General features: G+C 72.1%; 16 protein-coding genes. 13 read left to right on the top strand and 3 right to left on the bottom strand.

Annotated features, from left to right (window positions below; genetic code table 11):
* Nucleotides 1-917: MCP four helix bundle domain-containing protein (locus ACLBYE_RS09955; protein ID WP_447694040.1), on the bottom strand; the 917-nt coding region annotated here is incomplete at its 3' end.
* 409 nt (nucleotides 918-1,326) lie between these two features.
* Between ACLBYE_RS09955 and ACLBYE_RS09950 the strand changes: the two genes are divergently transcribed.
* The 9 genes from ACLBYE_RS09950 (at nucleotide 1,327) to ACLBYE_RS09910 (ending at nucleotide 9,988) form a co-directional block, all read left to right on the top strand.
* Nucleotides 1,327-1,749: a response regulator transcription factor gene (locus ACLBYE_RS09950; protein ID WP_447694042.1), complete on the top strand. Its 423-nt coding sequence runs from the start codon at nucleotides 1,327-1,329 to the stop codon at nucleotides 1,747-1,749.
* Between the two features lie 177 nt (nucleotides 1,750-1,926).
* A complete protein-coding gene (puuE, locus tag ACLBYE_RS09945; protein WP_447694039.1) occupies nucleotides 1,927-3,090 on the top strand; it encodes an allantoinase PuuE in 1,164 nt (387 codons plus the stop codon).
* Between the two features lie 174 nt (nucleotides 3,091-3,264).
* Entirely contained in the window at nucleotides 3,265-4,761 is a 1,497-nt protein-coding gene (locus ACLBYE_RS09940) for an NCS1 family nucleobase:cation symporter-1 (protein ID WP_447694038.1), read from the top strand.
* A gap of 194 nt (nucleotides 4,762-4,955) precedes the next feature.
* A complete protein-coding gene (locus ACLBYE_RS09935) occupies nucleotides 4,956-5,693 on the top strand; it encodes an aspartate/glutamate racemase family protein (protein WP_447694037.1) in 738 nt (245 codons plus the stop codon).
* 99 nt (nucleotides 5,694-5,792) lie between these two features.
* Nucleotides 5,793-7,160 carry an MFS transporter gene (locus ACLBYE_RS09930; protein ID WP_447694036.1) on the top strand — a complete coding sequence of 456 codons (1,368 nt, stop codon included), beginning with the start codon at nucleotides 5,793-5,795 and terminating at the stop codon, nucleotides 7,158-7,160.
* Nucleotides 7,161-7,185: 25 nt separating this feature from the next.
* Nucleotides 7,186-7,764: a hydroxyisourate hydrolase gene (gene uraH, locus ACLBYE_RS09925; RefSeq protein WP_447694035.1), complete on the top strand. Its 579-nt coding sequence runs from the start codon at nucleotides 7,186-7,188 to the stop codon at nucleotides 7,762-7,764.
* 35 nt (nucleotides 7,765-7,799) lie between these two features.
* Nucleotides 7,800-8,153, top strand: coding sequence for a hydroxyisourate hydrolase (uraH, locus tag ACLBYE_RS09920; protein WP_447694034.1), 354 nt, complete (start codon nucleotides 7,800-7,802; stop codon nucleotides 8,151-8,153).
* A 5-nt stretch (nucleotides 8,154-8,158) separates the two neighbouring features.
* Nucleotides 8,159-8,671, top strand: a complete 513-nt coding sequence (gene uraD, locus ACLBYE_RS09915; RefSeq protein WP_447694033.1) for a 2-oxo-4-hydroxy-4-carboxy-5-ureidoimidazoline decarboxylase — start codon at nucleotides 8,159-8,161, stop codon at nucleotides 8,669-8,671.
* Between the two features lie 93 nt (nucleotides 8,672-8,764).
* The gene (locus ACLBYE_RS09910; protein ID WP_447694032.1) at nucleotides 8,765-9,988 is read left to right on the top strand and encodes an FAD binding domain-containing protein; all 1,224 of its coding nucleotides are present in this window, start codon (nucleotides 8,765-8,767) and stop codon (nucleotides 9,986-9,988) included.
* On the opposite strand, the gene ACLBYE_RS09905 is transcribed toward ACLBYE_RS09910, so the two are convergent.
* On the bottom strand, nucleotides 9,985-10,413 hold the full coding sequence (locus tag ACLBYE_RS09905; protein WP_447694031.1) for a hypothetical protein: 429 nt from the start codon (nucleotides 10,411-10,413) through the stop codon (nucleotides 9,985-9,987). The two genes, ACLBYE_RS09910 and ACLBYE_RS09905, sit on opposite strands and share 4 nt — an antisense overlap.
* Nucleotides 10,414-10,536: 123 nt before the next feature.
* Nucleotides 10,537-11,193: a TetR/AcrR family transcriptional regulator gene (locus ACLBYE_RS09900; protein WP_447694030.1), complete on the bottom strand. Its 657-nt coding sequence runs from the start codon at nucleotides 11,191-11,193 to the stop codon at nucleotides 10,537-10,539.
* Nucleotides 11,194-11,327: 134 nt separating this feature from the next.
* On the opposite strand from ACLBYE_RS09900, the gene ACLBYE_RS09895 reads away from it, so the two are divergent.
* From ACLBYE_RS09895 to ACLBYE_RS09880, 4 genes are all read left to right on the top strand, one after another.
* Nucleotides 11,328-12,212: an FAD binding domain-containing protein gene (locus ACLBYE_RS09895; protein WP_447694029.1), complete on the top strand. Its 885-nt coding sequence runs from the start codon at nucleotides 11,328-11,330 to the stop codon at nucleotides 12,210-12,212.
* Nucleotides 12,202-12,729 carry a (2Fe-2S)-binding protein gene (locus ACLBYE_RS09890; protein WP_447694028.1) on the top strand — a complete coding sequence of 176 codons (528 nt, stop codon included), beginning with the start codon at nucleotides 12,202-12,204 and terminating at the stop codon, nucleotides 12,727-12,729. The genes ACLBYE_RS09895 and ACLBYE_RS09890 overlap by 11 nt, the downstream gene beginning before the upstream one ends.
* On the top strand, nucleotides 12,726-15,110 hold the full coding sequence (locus ACLBYE_RS09885) for a xanthine dehydrogenase family protein molybdopterin-binding subunit (protein ID WP_447694027.1): 2,385 nt from the start codon (nucleotides 12,726-12,728) through the stop codon (nucleotides 15,108-15,110). Before ACLBYE_RS09890 ends, ACLBYE_RS09885 begins: the two co-directional genes overlap by 4 nt.
* Before the next feature lie 197 nt (nucleotides 15,111-15,307).
* Nucleotides 15,308-16,555: an ABC transporter substrate-binding protein gene (locus tag ACLBYE_RS09880; RefSeq protein WP_447694026.1), complete on the top strand. Its 1,248-nt coding sequence runs from the start codon at nucleotides 15,308-15,310 to the stop codon at nucleotides 16,553-16,555.
* Nucleotides 16,556-16,573: the final 18 nt, after the last annotated feature.

The raw sequence follows: 16,573 nt of genomic DNA, 5'->3' as shown, positions 1-16,573 counted from the left end.
GGGGGCCGGCTGCCCCCCGACGAGACCAGCCCGACGATGCCGCCGACGGCGCGCTCGAAGCCGTCGGCGAGCTCGACCATGGTGCGCTTGCGCTCGGCGGCGGCGGCCGCGTCGGCGCGGCGCCGGACCTCGGCCTCCTCGGCGGCCTTGCGGGCGACCATAGTCCTGATGCCGTCCACCGCCTGGCCGACGGCGCCGATCTCGTCGCCGCGCGTGGCCTCGCGGATCTCGGCGTCGACCGCGCCCTTGGCCATCCGCTGCAGAACAGCGACGAGGCTGCCCAGCGGCCGGGTGACCTGGACCACGATCACGTACACGCCGTAGGCGATGCTGAGCGCGGCGAGCGCGAGCGCGGCCAGGAGCGCGAGGCGCGACCAGCCGGCGGTCGCCTCCGAGCGGCGGAACTCCGCCTCGGCTTCCCGGACCTGCAGCGCGCTCAGCTTGCTCAGCGTCGCGTTGGTGGCCTGCATGCTCTTCAGCAGGTCCGCGTGGGTGGCCTCGAAATCCGAGGCCGCGCCGGCGGCGACGCGCTTGAGGATCTCGGCCGCGATCGCGTCGTTCCGATCGACGCGCACCTGCAGCTCCTTGACCAGGGCCTCCTCCTCCGGGGTCAGGTAGGTCGCCAGATAGGCCGACAACTCCCTGTGGAGCTTCGACAGATCGCGCTCGATCTTCTCCTTGGCCTCCGCCGGCTCGATCTGCCTGCCGCGCAGCTGGCGCGAGGCGTCGAGCAGGTTGTCATAGGCGTCGCGGATGATGCTGAATTGCCGGAGACAGACGACGCGATCATCGAAGACGGTCTTCAGGCTCTGATGGCTCCAGTGGAGCGAGAGATTTCCGAGCGCCGCCGTGGCGAGCAACACCAAGCCGAGTCCGCCGAGCAGCGAGACGAGTCGCAGTTTGATGGTCATTTTCATGAGGCGGATGTCCAGGCGACGGAACCCAGGGCTGCGAACGCGTCAGCCGGGCTGAGCAGTCATGATCGGGTTGCGCACAATCTACGCAAACTGATTAAGATTTATTCCGAAGAGTTTTCCGTTGCGGGGTCTGTCATTCGGTCTCCGGCTCGCGACATCGTGCGTGCAGAGGTGGTTATTCAACTTCAGGATGAGGAAACGGAGTTGAATCAATCGAGGGGCGCCCCTGGTGCGGACAGGCGCGTCACTGCTCGACGTGTCGGATCGCCGCACAGCGAGCGGCGCGGGAGCCGGAATCGACCGGGGCAGGATCGTCGCCCGTCTCGGGATGGGGGCCGGTACGGGCGCGGCCCCCGGTCTTGAGGCAGGTCAAGGTCGGCCGCCGCGGACCGCCCCTATGCTCGCCACCATGACCTCACTGGACGCCACGCTACCGGCGAACGCGACGCTGCCCGCCGCGTCGAGCCTCATCTACGTCGTGGACGATGACCCGGCCATCCTGCACTCGACCCGCTTCCTGCTGGAGAGCGCGGGCCACCGGGTGGAGACCTTCGCCGACGGACGCGCGCTGCTGGCCGCTTTCCCGGGCCCGAACCCGACCTTCGTCCTGCTGGACCACGTCATGCCGGGAATGGACGGGCTCGCGGTGTGGGGCCGGCTGCGGGACCTCGCTGCCGGCGTGCCCGTGATCCTGATCACCGGCCACCCCGACCCGGGCATCCGGAGCCGCGCCCGCGCCGCCGGCATACCCGTGGTCGAGAAGCCGCTGGCGTTCGACGCCCTGTTGGGCATGCTCGCCGCCGGCCCGATCCCCGCCAGCCGCGCCCGTTAGTGTCCGCGGTGCCGGCTCGCGTCGACGACAGGCCGGTGCCGGTCCGCCCGGCGGCGATCCGGCACTCAGATCAATGATCACACCATCTAAACGCGCAACCTATCAATCAAGCCGAACAAGATATTGGACCAACGGTCGGCCGTGCGTCTATCTCGCGTCGGAACGAGGGATCACGCCATGTTCGACCTCGACCAGGACTATCCCCGCGACATGGTCGGATACGGCCGGCATCGACCGGACCCGGCCTGGCCCGGGGGCAAGCGCGTCGCCGTCCAGTGCGTCATCAACTACGAGGAGGGCGGCGAGAACTGCATCCTCCACGGTGACGCGGCGTCCGAGGCCTTCCTCTCCGAGATCGTCGGGGCCCTGCCCTGGCCGGGGAAGCGCCACGCCAACATGGAGTCGATCTACGAGTACGGCGCCCGCGCCGGCTTCTGGCGCCTCTGGCGCGCGTTCACGCGCCGCAACCTCCCGGTCACGGTCTTCGGCGTCGCCTCCGCGATGCAGCGCAACCCCGAGGCCGTCGCCGCGATGGTCGAGTCCGGCTGGGAGATCGCCAGCCACGGCCTGCGCTGGATCGACTACCGCGACCATAGCCCGGAGGCCGAGCGCGCCGACATCGACGCCGCCGTCGCGCTGCAGGCATCGCTGACGGGCAGCAGGCCCCTCGGCCTGTACCAGGGACGCACGTCCGCGAACACGCTCGCCATCGGCGCCGCCGAGGGCGGGTTCCTGTACCTCGCCGATTCCTACGCCGACGACCTGCCCTACTGGCTGCGCATCGGGGGGCTTCAGCAGCTCGTCGTCCCCTACACCCTCGACGCCAACGACATGCGGTTCGCGACCGCCCAGGGCTTCAACAACGGCGACCAGTTCTTCGGCTACCTGAAGGACACGTTCGACGTCCTGTACCGCGAGGGCGAGGCGGGACGGGGCGGCATCATGTCGGTGGGGCTGCACTGCCGCCTGGTCGGGCGTCCGGGGCGGATGGCCGCGCTGGAGCGGTTCCTCGACTACGTGGGCGATCACCCCGACGCCTGGGTGACGACGCGGCTGGACATCGCCCGTCACTGGATCGCGGCCCATCCGCCGCGCGGCGGCTACCGGCCGACCCGCATGGGGCGCGCCCTGTTCGGCGCGGTCTTCGGCCCGGTCTGCGCCGGGCTGGCCGACGCGTCGCCCGAGGCGGGCGTGGCGATGGCGGAGCGGGTCCACGCGGGCGGGCTCCCCGCGGAGGCGGACGACCCGTCCGGCCTGGCTCGGCTCCTCGCGGAGGCCGCGGGCGCCCCGGCCGAGGCGGGTACTGCCCGGAACAGACTCGAGGGGTTCATCGGGAAGTAGAGACGCCGTCCAGCCCGGACACGAAGTTCACAAGTCGGCCGCGGTCTGTTTTCGACCGACGGTTCACAGGAGCAGGAGACGGAGAGTTCCAGGTTTTGCATGGCGGTCCCAGCGGGTCGTCAGCGTCACGGAAAAAGCCCGGCAACAGGGCTGCGCCAGTCAGGGAGAAACGCCATGTACGCACAGGTTGAGGCCGCCGGCATCAGCACGGCCGTGTCGGACGAACGGGAAGCCGTCGTCATCAAGCCGAGCTACGATCCGGATCTCGTGAACAAGGATCTGGCCCCGCTGCGCAAGCAGACCTGGGGCACCTACAACATCTTCGCCTTCTGGATGTCTGACGTCCACAGCGTCGGCGGGTACGTGACCGCCGGCTCCCTGTTCTCGCTGGGCCTCGTGAGCTGGCAGGTGCTGATCGCCCTGCTCGTCGGCATCGTGATCGTCCAGATCTTCTGCAACCTCGTCGCCAAGCCGAGCCAGCAGACCGGCACGCCCTATCCGGTGATCTGCCGCGCCTCCTTCGGCGTGAAGGGCGCCAACATCCCGGCGATCATCCGCGGGCTGATCGCGGTCGCGTGGTACGGCATCCAGACCTACCTCGCCTCGGCGGCGCTGACGGTGGTGGCGCTCCGCTTCTACCCCGAACTCGCCGTCTACGCCGACGTCAAGCAGTACGGCTTCGCCGGCCTGTCGGGTCTGGGCTGGGCCGCCTTCATGACGCTCTGGGTCCTGCAGGCGCTGGTCTTCTGGCGCGGGATGGAGGCGATCCGCGTGTTCATCGACTGGGCGGGGCCGGCGGTCTACGTGGTGATGATCGCCCTCGCCGCGTACCTCGTCGCCAAGGCCGGGATCGGCGAGATCGGGCTGACCCTGGGCACCGTGAAGTATACCGGCTGGGACGCCCTGCCGGTGATGATCAACGCCGTCGCCCTCGTGGTCTCCTACTTCTCCGGGCCGATGCTGAATTTCGGCGACTTCTCGCGCTACGGCGCGAGCTTCGATGCGGTGAAGAAGGGTAACTTCTGGGGGCTCCCGGTGAACTTCCTCGGGTTCTCGCTCCTGACGGTCGTCACCGCCTCGGCGACGGTGCCGGTCTTCGGCCACCTGATCACCGACCCGGTGGAGACGGTGAGCCGTATCGACAGCACCTTCGCGGTCGTGCTCGGCGCCTTCACCTTCATGACCGCGACCATCGGGATCAACATCGTCGCGAACTTCGTCTCGCCCGCGTTCGACTTCTCGAACGTGTCGCCGCGGCGGATCTCGTGGCGCATGGGCGGGATGATCGCGGCCGTCGGCTCGATCTTCATCACGCCCTGGAACCTCTACAACAATCCCGCGGTGATCCACTACACGCTCGACGTCCTCGGCGCGTTCATCGGCCCGCTGTTCGGGATCCTGATCGCCGACTTCTACTTCGTGAAGAAGCAGAAGGTGGTCCTCGACGACCTCTACACGATGAGCCCCGCCGGGACGTACTGGTACAATGGCGGGTACAACCGCGCCGCGGTGACCGCCATGATCCCCTCGGCCCTGATCCCCGTGCTCTGCGTGATCCTTCCGGGCCTGGAGGGCGTGGCGAACTTCACGTGGTTCATCGGCTGCGCCCTGGGCTTCGCGATCTACACCGCCCTCATGCGCCGCCCGGCGGGCGCGGCCCGTCCTGCCTGAGGCCGTCCGGACCGCGGTCGGCCCCGGTCCGCATCGGAGACACGAACGGCCCGGCGGCGCGGCCTCACCCGCGCCGCCCCGGCCCGCCGCCCCCCCCCCCCCCCCCGCCCCCTCCCCCGACCTCCCCATCCCCGGCCGGCTGCGTGCGGGCCTCTGCCCGGCCATCCGGCCGGCTCCCGCCACCCGAGGGCGCCATGCGGATCCTGCTGCTCAATCCGAACACCAGCACGTCTGTGACCGACCTCCTGGCCGGGCAGGTCGGGACGATGGCGGGCGCGGCTGCGACCTTCGTCCCGGCCACGGCGCGGTTCGGCGCCGCCTACATCGCCAGCCGGGCGGCCCTGGCCATCGCCGGCCACGCCGCCCTCGACGCCTTCGCGGAGCACGGCCGGGACTGCGACGCGGTCTTCCTCGCCTGCTTCGGCGATCCCGGGCTGCTGGCCCTGCGCGAGGTCTCACCGGTCCCGGTGGTGGGGATGCTCGAAGCGTCGTGCCTCGAGGCCCAGCGGGTCGCCGGGCGCTACGCCATCGTGACCGGCGGGGCCCTGTGGAAGCCCATGCTCCGCGAGTGCGTCGCGAGCCTCGGCGTCGGTGACGGCCTCGTGGGCATCCGGACGATCGCGCGCACCGGCGGCGAGATCGCCAGGGACCCGGAGGCGGCGCTGTCCGACCTCGCGGCCGCCTGCCGGGCCTGCGCCGAGGAGGATCGTGCCGAGGCGGTGATCCTCGGCGGCGCCGCCCTGGTCGGCCTCGCGGCCCGCCTGCAGCCGCGCGTGCCGGTCCCGGTCCTGTGCTCGGTCACGTCGGGGGTGAAGGCGGTCGTCGCCGCCGCGGCGGCGCCCTACCGGCGCCCGCCCGCCGTCGCCGCGGACAATGTCGGTCTCGGCCACGCCCTCGCGACGCTGCTCGCGCCGCGCGAAGCCATCGTCTGAGACGGGGCGGGCGGCCGCCGGCACGAGACTGGCAGCCGTCCTGCATCGCCCGGAGTTCCAACGCCCCGTTCCGGACGGGGCAACCCTGTGGGGCCAGCCATGACGATCCAGGCGCACCACGCGACCGACGTGCCGGCCCTCGCGGCGCCCGCGCGCCTGGACGACGCCTACCGCCGGATCACGTGGCGGCTGCTGCCGTTCCTGATGGTCCTGTGGATCCTGTCCTGGATCGACCGGGTCAACATCGGCTTCGCCAAGCTGCAGATGCTGGCCGAGCTCCGGTTCAGCGAGACCGTCTACGGCATCGGCGCGGGGATCTTCTTCATCGGCTACTTCCTGTGCGAGGTGCCGAGCAACCTGCTGCTGGAGCATATCGGCGCCCGCAAGACGATCGCGCGGATCACCCTGCTGTGGGGGCTCTGCTGCGTGGCGATGATGTTCGTCACCACGCCGGCGTTCTTCTACGTCCTGCGCTTCCTGCTCGGCGTCTTCGAGGCCGGGTTCTATCCCGGCGTCATCCTGTACCTGACCTACTGGTATCCGAGCGAGCGCCGGGCGAAGGTGTTCGGGCTGTTCATGTCCGCCTCGGCGCTGGCCGGCGTCATCGGGGGGCCGCTCGCGGGCGCGATCATGTCGGGGATGCACGGCGTCAACGGCTGGTCCGGCTGGCAGTGGGTGTTCCTGCTCGAGGGCATCCCGTCGATCCTGGCCGGCATCGTCACTCTGTTCTACCTCACGGACCGGCCCGCCAAGGCCGGCTGGCTGACGGCGGAGCAGAAGGCGCTGGTCGAGGCCGACCTCGCGCGCGACGCCGCGGCCCTCGGCCACCGCGAGCACCGCATCCTCGCCTCGCTGAAGGACGCGCGCGTCTGGCAGTGCATCGCGATCTTCTTCTGCATCGTCACGGCGAACTCGGCCCTGACCTTCTTCGGTCCGAGCGTGGTGCGCGACGCCGGCTTCACCGACCCGCTGACGGTCGGCTGGATCATGTCGGCCGCCTATCTCTGCGGCGGGGCCGGGATGATCCTCAACGGCCGCCACTCGGACCGGACCGGCGAGGCGCGGCTGCATTGCGGGGTCCCGGCCTTCGTCGGGGCGCTGGCCATCGCGCTCACCGGCGTCTTCATCGCGGGCGCCCCGGTCCTCGCGCTGCTCATGCTCGGGGTGGCGATCGTCGGCACGATGAGCGCGATCCCGGTCTTCTGGCAGATCCCCGGCCGCTTCCTGGCCGGGTCGGCGGCCGCGGCCGGCATCGCGCTCATCAACTCGGTGGCCAACCTCGCGGGCTTCGGAGCGCCGGCGGCGATGGGTTACCTGCGCGAGCAGACCGGCTCGGTCGCGACCGGCCTCTGGCTGGTCGCCGCCGTCGAGGCCGCGGCGCTCGTCCTGATCCTGGCTTTCGTCCCGCCAGCGACGCCGGAGATGGGTCGGCGCGCCCGGGCCCGCGCGGCGCACGAGCCGGCGTGAACCGCAGCACGAGAGGGAGGCTTTCTTGGAACACGGACCCGATCGACACGCTCTGACGCGGCGCGGCCTCGTCGCGACGGGGCTCGGCGCCGCGGCCGCGGCCTCCGCGGGCCCGGCGCTGGCCCAGGGCACGCCCGCTCCGGCGGCGGCTCCGGCCAATGCTCCGGCCAATGCTCCGGCGGCGGCTCCGGCCGGTGCCCCGACCAGGCCCGGCACGCTGAACACCGCGCCGGTGTCGCAGGCCGGCCTCTCGCCGCGGCTGACCCTGCACGCCATCGACAATTTCCACGGCACGCCCGGCGCCGGGATGGTCTGCGACCTCGCGATGCACGACGGCACCGGCTACCGGCCGATCCGGACGGTCACCACCGCGCCGAACGGCCGGACCGCCGAGCCGCTCCTGGTCGACGAGGCTTTCAAGGCGGGCCGCTACGAGCTGGTGCTGCACCTCGAGGCGTATTTTGCGAACCTGGGCGTGAAGCTCCCGACCCCGAACTTCCTCGGCCTCGTGCCGATCCGGTTCCGGATCCGCGACGCGAGCCAGCGCCACCACCTGCCGGTGCTGTTCACGCCCTGGGGCTATTCCTACTACCGCGGCAGCTGACCCGTCCGATCCCCGACGCGACAAGGAGACCCGGCATGGCGGGCATCACCACACACGTCCTCGACACCGATCGCGGCCGCCCCGTCGCGGGGGTCCGGATCGACTTCTCCGTCCTCGAGAACGGCCAGTGGCGGCTCGTGAAGAGCGTCGTCACCAACGCCGACGGCCGGACCGACGCGCCGATCCTCCCGGCCGACAGGGCCGAGACCGGCCAGTACCAGCTGGAATTCTTCGTCGACGCGTATTTCCAGGGCCGGGCCGGCACTGCGGAGGCCGACATCTTCATCGACAACCCGGTCGTGCGGTTCGCCGTCTTCGACGCCAAGCAGCATTACCACGTGCCGATGCTGTGCGCCCCGTCGAGCTTCACCACCTATCGCGGAAGCTGAGCGGCATGATCGACCTCGACCGCCTCAACGCCCTCGAGCGCGACGCCTTCGTCGCGTATCTCGGCGGCGTCTTCGAGCACGCGCCCTGGGTCGCGCGGGCCGCCCACGGCGCGGCGCCCTTCGCCGGCGTCGCCGATCTCCACGGGGCGATGATGGCGGCCGTGCGCGCGGCGCCGCCGGACGTACGCCTGGCCTTCCTCAACGGCCATCCCGAACTCGCCGGCCCGGAGGCCCGGGCCCGGGCGATGACCGCCGATTCCGCGCAGGAGCAGGGCAGCGCCGGCCTCGACCGGCTGACGGAGGCGGACGCCGCGGCCTTCGACCGGCTGAACGCCGCCTACCGGCACCGGTTCGGCTTCCCGTTCATCGTCGCCGTGCGAGGCCGGGACCTGCGCGAGATCCGCGCGCTGTTCGAGGAACGCCTCGCGCGCGCGGTCGCGGACGAGGAGGCGACGGCCCTGGAGGAGATCGGCGCGATCACCCGGATGCGGCTCGACCGGCTGGTGCGGCCGGCCTAGCGCGGCGCCCCGCGGCGATTTCGATCTTGGCCGGCCGGTCGGGCGCGTCCATGCTGGGCGCGGTCGGGAGCGCCGTCCCGGTTCGAGGGCTGCATGAAGCGACTGGACGTGGCCGTCATCGGCGGCTCGATCGCCGGACTGACCACGGCGTGCCTGCTCGCGCGGAGCGGCCACGCCGTCACGGTGTTCGAGCGGTCGGCGGCCGCGCTCACGGGCCGCGGGGCGGGGATCGTCACGCATCCCGGCCTCCGGGCGGTGCTGGCGCGCTGCGGTGCTCCGGCCGGGGCGGGCGATCTCGGCGTCACCGTCGAGGGCCGTCGGGTCCTCGACCGGGACGGGACCGTGATCGCGGAGCGGAGCCTGCCGCAGGTGCTGGCGAGCTGGGGACGGCTCTACGGGCTGCTCCTGGACGCCGCGCCCCCGGACAGCGTCCGCTACGGCGCGGCGCTCGCCGCGGTCGAATCCGACGGCGCGCGCGTCGTCGCCTTCTTCGAGGACGGTCGCCGGATCTCCGCGGATCTCCTCGTCGGCGCCGACGGGCAGTTCTCGACGGTGCGGTCACGGTTCCTGAGCGGTGTCGCGCCGCGCTACGCCGGCTACGTGGCGTGGCGCGCCGTCGTCGACGCGGCGACCCTCGCGCCGGCGACCCGGGAGGCGATCGGCGGCCATTTCGCGTTCTGCCTGCCTCCGGGCGAGCAGATCCTCGGCTATCCCGTGCCCGGGCGCGCGGACGGGGCCGCCGCCGGGCGGTGCTTCAACGCGGTCTGGTACAGGCCGACCGAGGAGGCCGCGCTCGCCGCGCTGCTGACCGATACCGGCGGCGTCCGCCACGCCCTCTCCATCCCGCCGGGCCGCATCAAGGCCGCGGTGCTGGAGTCGATGCGCGCCGACGCGGCGCGGATCCTCGCGCCGCCCTTCGCCGAGGTCATGCTGCGCGCCGAGCAGCCGTTCCTGCAGGCGATCCTGGACATCGAGACGCCGACCATGATCCCGGCGCGCGGCGTCGCCCTGATCGGCGACGCCGCCTTCGTGGCCCGGCCCCATGTCGGGATGGGCGCGACCAAGGCCATGGAGGACGCCGCCGCCCTCGCGGACGCCCTGGACGCGGCCGGCGCCGACGTGGACGCGGCGCTCACGGCCTTCGAGGCGCGCCGACGCGCCTACGGCGCGGCCGTCGTGGCGCGGGGACGCGATCTCGGCGCGTACCTGCAGGCGCAGCAGCGCGGCGCGGCCGAGCGGGCGGCGGCGGAGCGGTTCCGCAGCCCCGAGGCGGTGATGGCCGGGACGGCGGTCCCGCCCGATATCCGCCCCGCTTAGGCCGCGCGGCGGGTCGCCTCCGCGCGCACGGCGGCCGGGAGCGCGAGGGGCGGGTTCGCGCTGTCCAGGAACTCGACGGTGGTGAAGATCAGCTCCGTGTCGCCGATATTGGCGAGGTCGTGGGTCATCGACTCGCCCGGCCCGAACGACAGGTGCTGGATGTCGCCCGCGCGGTAATCGACCTCCGCGACCCGCCCGTCACCGTAATGCGAGCGGGCCCGCCCCGCCGTCACCGCGGTCCAGAAATAGTCGAGCACGTGCGTGTGGAAGCCGATCCGGTCGCCGGGCGCCAGGACGATGGTCCAGACCCGGGAGCGGTCATCCTCCGAGAGCAGCCGGGTGCCGACGCAGCCGTTGTCCCGCGCCGCCGCGTATTCCTGTGCCAAGTGGGGCGGCAGCGCCGCCGGTTCCGTTCCCTGGGTCATGGCGTTCCTCCGGCCCGCGAGGCTAACGCAGTTCCGGCGAAAGTCATCGCCGCGGCGGCCCGCTTCGGTGACGCGGGCGGCCCGGACCGCCGCCTCCCGTGATCCGGGGATCCCGGGACGGCCCTAGAGGGCGCCGGACGACCGCGCCGCCGTCACCACCCGGCGGTGGGTGGCGAGCAGCCCCGGAAGGGCGGCGTCGAGCATGGCGGCCCGGACCGCGTCGCGGTCCGCCGTGCCGTCCATGCCGTAGACCCGCGAGCGCAGGCCGACGTAGACCAGCGCGCCGTGGATGCCGAACAGGAGCTCGAACTCGTCCGCGGCGAGCGGCTGCACCTCCGGGTCCGGCAGGTTCGACTCGGCGCGCATCCCGGCGAGCAGCGGCGCGAAGATGCGCGCGCGGACCATGCCGAGGTAGCGGCTCGGCAGATCGAACCCCTTGAGGCCCGCCGACACGAAGATCCGCAGCCACGCGTAGTCGTCGATCCGGCGCTGGTAGTCGATCTCGAAGCGCCGGAAGCGCTCGAGGACGGGGAGCGCGGGGTCGCGCACCGTCGCCTCCCAGCCGGGATCCCAGCGCCTGAGATAGACCTCCTCGTAGATCCGCTCGATCAGTGCCGCCTTGGTCGGGAAGTAGCGGAACAGCAGCGGCTGCGTGATGCCCAGCCGGCGGGCGAGCTCCCGGGTGTGCCCGTCGAGGCCGACCTCGGCGAAGTAGGCGACCGCGCCCTCGACGATCTGGCGCTCGCGGGCCTCCGGCGTCAGCCGCCGGCCGGTCGGCACGCGACCGTCACTGTCCGCCGGCCTGCTTGACGCCATCTCGGTTTCGCCTTCTATTGAGCGAACGATCAATAAGGGCCTCCAGCCTGTCCCATCGGGGCGGTCATGGGCAAGCCCATCGGGAGGAGGACCAGGGCTTGAAGGCGCCCGACTTCGCCTACGCGCGTCCGGCCTCGCTCGACGCGGCCCTCGCCCTGCTCGCCGAGCACGGGGAGGACGCCGTTCCCCTGGCGGGCGGCCAGAGCCTCGTCACGGCCCTCAACATGCGGCTCTCGGCGCCCGGCCTGCTGGTCGACCTCAACGCGATCCCCGAACTCACCGGCGTCTCGGAGGCCGGCGGCGAGGCCGGCGGCATCGTGCGGATCGGCGCGATGACGCGCCACCGCGACGTCGGGACCGCGGCACTCGTGCGCGAGCGCCTGCCGCTGCTCGCCGCCGCCCTGCCGCACATCGCCCATCCGGCGATCCGCAACCGCGGCACGATCGGCGGCTCGGTGGCGCTGGCCGACCCGGCCACCGAGTGGCCCGCCTGCTGCCTCGCCGCGGGCGCCTCGATCGTGGTGCGCGGGCCCGGGGCCGAGCGGCGCGTCCCGGCGGACGAGTTCTTCCAGGGCCTCTACACGACGGCCCTGGAGCCCGGCGAGATCGTCACGGCGATCGAGTTCCCGGTGCCGGGGGCCGACGCGGTCTGGGGCTTCGAGGAATTGTCGCGCCGCCACGGCGACTACGCCCTCGTCGGCCTCGCGGCGACCGGGCGGCGAGGCGAAGGGGGCCTGTCGGACCTGCGCCTCGCCTTCTTCGGCGTGGCCGACCGGCCGGTGCTCGCCCGCGCCGCCGCGGCGGCCCTGGAGGCCGGCGACCTCGCGGGCGCCCAGGCGGCACTCGCCGGTGAGCTCGACCCGCCGGACGACCCGACGACCAAGGCCGCGACGCGGCTCCACCTCGCCCGCGTGATCCTCGGCCGCGTGGCGGCGAGGATGCGCGGCGGCAGCGCGCAGGAGGGCGCTCCCGATGGCGTCTGAGAGCCCCGACCGCGCGCACGCGGTCGCCTTCACGCTGAACGGCGAGACCGTGCGGGCGCATGTCACCGCCCGGATGCATCTCGGCGACCTGCTGCGCCAGTCCTTCGGCCTCACCGGCGTGCATCTCGGCTGCGAGCACGGCGTGTGCGGCGCCTGCACGATCCTGGTCGACGGCCGGGCGGTGCGGTCCTGCCTGATGCTCGGCGTCCAGGCCGACGGCGCCACCGTCGAGACCGTGGAGGGCCTGACCGAGAGCGGGCGCATCCGCGACCTGCAGGACGCCTTCCACGCCCGCAACGCCCTGCAGTGCGGCTACTGTACCCCCGGCATGCTGGTGACGGCCGCCGAGCTGCTGGAGGACGCGGACGCGGCCACCTCGCGCGAGGCGATCCGCGCGGCGATCGCGGGCAATTACTGCCGCTGCACCGGCTACCACGCCATCGTCGACGCCATCGCGTCGACCGTAGAGGCGCGCGGGCAAGGCCGCCGGGATCCCGGCCGGGAGGCCGCCGAATGAGCGCGGATCCGGGCGGCCTCACCTTCCTCGACCGGCCGAACAGCTATATCGGCCGCTCGGTCCCGCGGCCGAACGCGCGGCGCCTGCTCGAGGGACGGGGCGTCTACGTGGACGACGTGGCCGTCGCCCGCGTCGGCCACGTCGCCTTCCTGCGCAGCCCCCACGCCCACGCCCGCATCGTCGCCCTGGACACCGCGGACGCCAGAGCGATGCCCGGCGTGATCGCCGTGGTGACGGGGTCCGAACTGGCGGCCGTGTGCACCCCCTGGGTCGGCGTGCTCGGCCACTTCAAGGGCCTGCGCTCGGCGCCCCAGCACGCCCTGGCCCTCGACCGGGTGACCTGGGTCGGCGAGCCGTTCTGCGCGGTCGTCGCGCACGGCCGGGCCGAGGCCGAGGACGCGCTCGCGGCGATCATGGTCGAGTTCGACCCGCTCCCCGCCGTCGTCGACATGGAGACGGCGCTCGATCCCGCGACGCCCGCGATCCACGCCGAACTCGGCGACAACCTCGCCTTCGAGCGCGTCCTCGACGTCGGCGACGTCGACGCGGCCTTCCGCGACGCGGCCCTGGTGGTCGAGGAGACCTTCCAGTTCGGCCGGCACACCGGCGTGTGCCTGGAGCCGCGGGCGATCCTGGCCGACTGGGCGGCGGCGGACGGGATGCTGACCGTCCACCACTCCTTCCAGGCGCCGCACATGATGCAGGACATCCTGTGCAAGCACCTCGCCCTCCCCGAGGGGGCGGTGCGGGTGATCTGCAAGGATGTCGGCGGCTCCTTCGGGATCAAGGTCCACATCTACCCCGACGAGATGGCGACCTGCGCGCTGGCGCTGATGCTCAAGCGACCGATCAAGTTCGTCGCCGACCGGCTGGAGAGCTTCCAGAGCGACATCCACGCCCGCGACCACCGGGTCACCGCCCGGATGGCCTTCTCGGCCGACGGCGACATCCTCGCCCTCGACATGGACGACCTCACGGGCATCGGGCCCTACTCGGTCTACCCGCGCACCAGCGCGGTCGAGGCCAACCAGGTCGTCAACCTGACCGGCGGCCCCTACCGGCACCAGCACTACCGGGCCCGGGCCCGGGTCGTGCTCCAGAACAAGGCGCCGACCTGCCAGTACCGGGCGGTGGGCCACCCGATCGCCACGATGGTGGCCGAGGGTCTCGTCGATCTCGGCGCGGCCCGGCTCGGCCTCGACCCCCTGGCCGTGCGCGAGCGGAACGTCATCCCGGACGACGCCTATCCCTGCGCGGGCGTCTCGGGGATCAAGCTGGAGAAGCTGTCCCACCAGGCGGCGCTCGCCAAGCTGAAGGCGATGATGGACTACGACGGCCTCCGGGCCGAGCAGGCGGACCTGCGCCGGCGGGGGATCCACCGCGGCATCGGGCTCGCGGCCTTCATCGAGATCACCAACCCGTCTGCGGCCTTCTACGGGGTCGGCGGCGCGCGCATCTCCTCCCAGGACGGCTGCACGATCCGGCTCGATCCGCAGGGGGGTGTCGTCGCGTCGGTCAGCGTCACGGAGCAGGGCCAGGGCACCGAGGGCATCATCGCGCAGATCGTGGCCACCGCCACGGGCGTGCCGATGGACAAGGTCCGGGTGATCTCGGGCGACACGCAGACGACCCCCTACGGCGGCGGGACCTGGGCCTCGCGCGGGGCCGGCATCGGCGGCGAGGCCGCTTGGCAGGCCGGCAAGGCGCTGCGCGGCAACGTCCTGGCGGTGGCGGGCGCGATCCTGCAGGCCGATCCCGGCAGCCTCGATGTCCGCGACGGCGCCGTGGTGGACGCAGGCACCGGGACCGAGCGCATGCCGCTCGCGGAACTCGGCCGCATCGTCTACTTCCGCCCCGACACGCTGCCGCCGGGGGTGCAGCCCGAATTCGTGGCGACCCGGCACTACGTGCCGAAGGACTACCCCTTCGCCTTCACCAACGGCGTGCAGGCCTCCTACGTCGAGGTCGACACCGAGACGGGCTTCGTGCGGCTGCTCAAGCACTGGTGCGTCGAGGATTGCGGCACCGTGCTCAACCCGCTCCTCGTCGACGAGCAGATCCGCGGCGGCATCGTCCAGGGGATCGGCGGGGCCCTGTTCGAGCACTGCCTCTACGACGGCGAGGGCCAGCTGCTGAACGGATCGATGGCCGACTACCTCGTGCCGATGGCCGGCGAGATGCCCGATATCGACGTCGCCCACGTGGTCTCGGCCACCGCGTCGTCCGAGATCGGCGCCAAGGGCGCGGGCGAGGCCGGCACCGCCGGCGCGCCGGCGGCGGTCGTCAACGCCATCAACGACGCGCTCGCGCCGCTGAACGCCCGGGTCGCGCGCCAGCCGGTGACCCCCGAAGTCGTGCTGGAGGCGCTGGGACTGATTTGAAACCGGCTCCCGTCCTTGCGAGCGCAGCGAAGCAACCCAGGGCAGCGGGACGCTGCCGAACGTGGCGGATCCCTGGATCGCTTCGCTGCGCTCGCGAGGACGGATGACCCTTCCGGGTCAGGACACATCGACCACCACGGGGCACGGTCCGCCGAAGAGACCGGTCCCGATCAGGAAACGCCGACGGAGGGACGGGAATGGGAACGGGCTTCGACAGGCGCCGGCTGCTCCGGGGCAGCGCCGCCGCATCCGCGCTGGCGCTCGCCGCCCCGGCGCTCCTGCGCTCCGCGATCGCGCAAGGCGATTCGACCGGAGGCCCGATCCGGATCGGCTTCCCGGTGCCGCTCACCGGCGCCTTCGGGGCCGAGGCGAACGATCAGGTCCGCGCCGCGCAACTCGCCGTCAAGGCGTTCAACGAGGCCGGCGGCTTCCAGGGCCGCACGGCCGAGCTCCTCGTGCGCGACGACAAGCTCAACCCCGGCGAGGCGGCGACCCGGACCCTCGAGCTGATCGAGAAGGACAAGGTCAACTTCCTGGTCGGCGGCCTCTCGGCGGCCGTGACCCTGTCGATCAACAACGTCGCCCGCGAGCGCGGCGTGATCTACAACTCGATCAGCCAGTCCGACGCGATCAACGAGGCCAAGGATTTCGGCCGCACCACCTTCCACGAGGCCCTGAACCCGCACATGACCGCGGGCGCGGTCGGCCGCTACGTCTTCCCGAAATCGGGCAAGCGCGTCGCCTTCCTGAGCGCCGACTACGCGTACGGCCACGAGATGATGCGCGGGTTCAAGCGCGCCGGCGAAGCCTCGGGCATCGAGGTCGTGGCCGACATCCGCCACCCGATCGGCGCCTCCGACTACTCGGCCTTCCTGCCCCGGATCGCGGCGCTCAAGCCCGACGTGCTCTGCCTGTGCAATTTCGGCCGGGACCAGGTCGTCTCGATCCAGCAGGCGACCGAGTTCGGCCTGAAGCGCACCACCAAGCTCGTCGCGCCGGTCCTGCTCTTCACCGCCCGCAAGGCCGGCGGCGACGCCTTCGACGGCGTGATCGGCGGCACCTCCTACTACTGGCGCCTGGAGGACAGCGTGCCCTCCGCCAAGGCGTTCAACGACCGGTTCCGCGCCGCCTACAACGGCGCCGTCCCGTCGGATTACGGGGCGCTGGGCTACGCCGGCGTCCGCTCGGTGCTGGAGGGCGTGAAGGCCGCCGGGTCGGTCGAGACCGACAAGGTCGTGGCCGCCATGGAGGCCCTGAAGGCCGACTTCTACAAGGGTCCGCAGAGCTTCCGGAAATGCGACCACCAGTCGGTGCAGTCGGTCCTGATCGTCGAGGCGAAGTCGAAGGACATGAAGACACCGGACGACGTCTTCACGATCCTCGGCACGGAGGGGCCCGACGAGCGCTTCCTGCGCGGCTGCGACGAACTCGGTCACAAGGCGTGAGGCGCTCCGTGCGGACCC

The sequence above is a fragment of the Methylobacterium sp. A52T genome, assembly GCF_053346095.1.
This window is presented reverse-complemented; position numbering and strand designations above follow the sequence as displayed.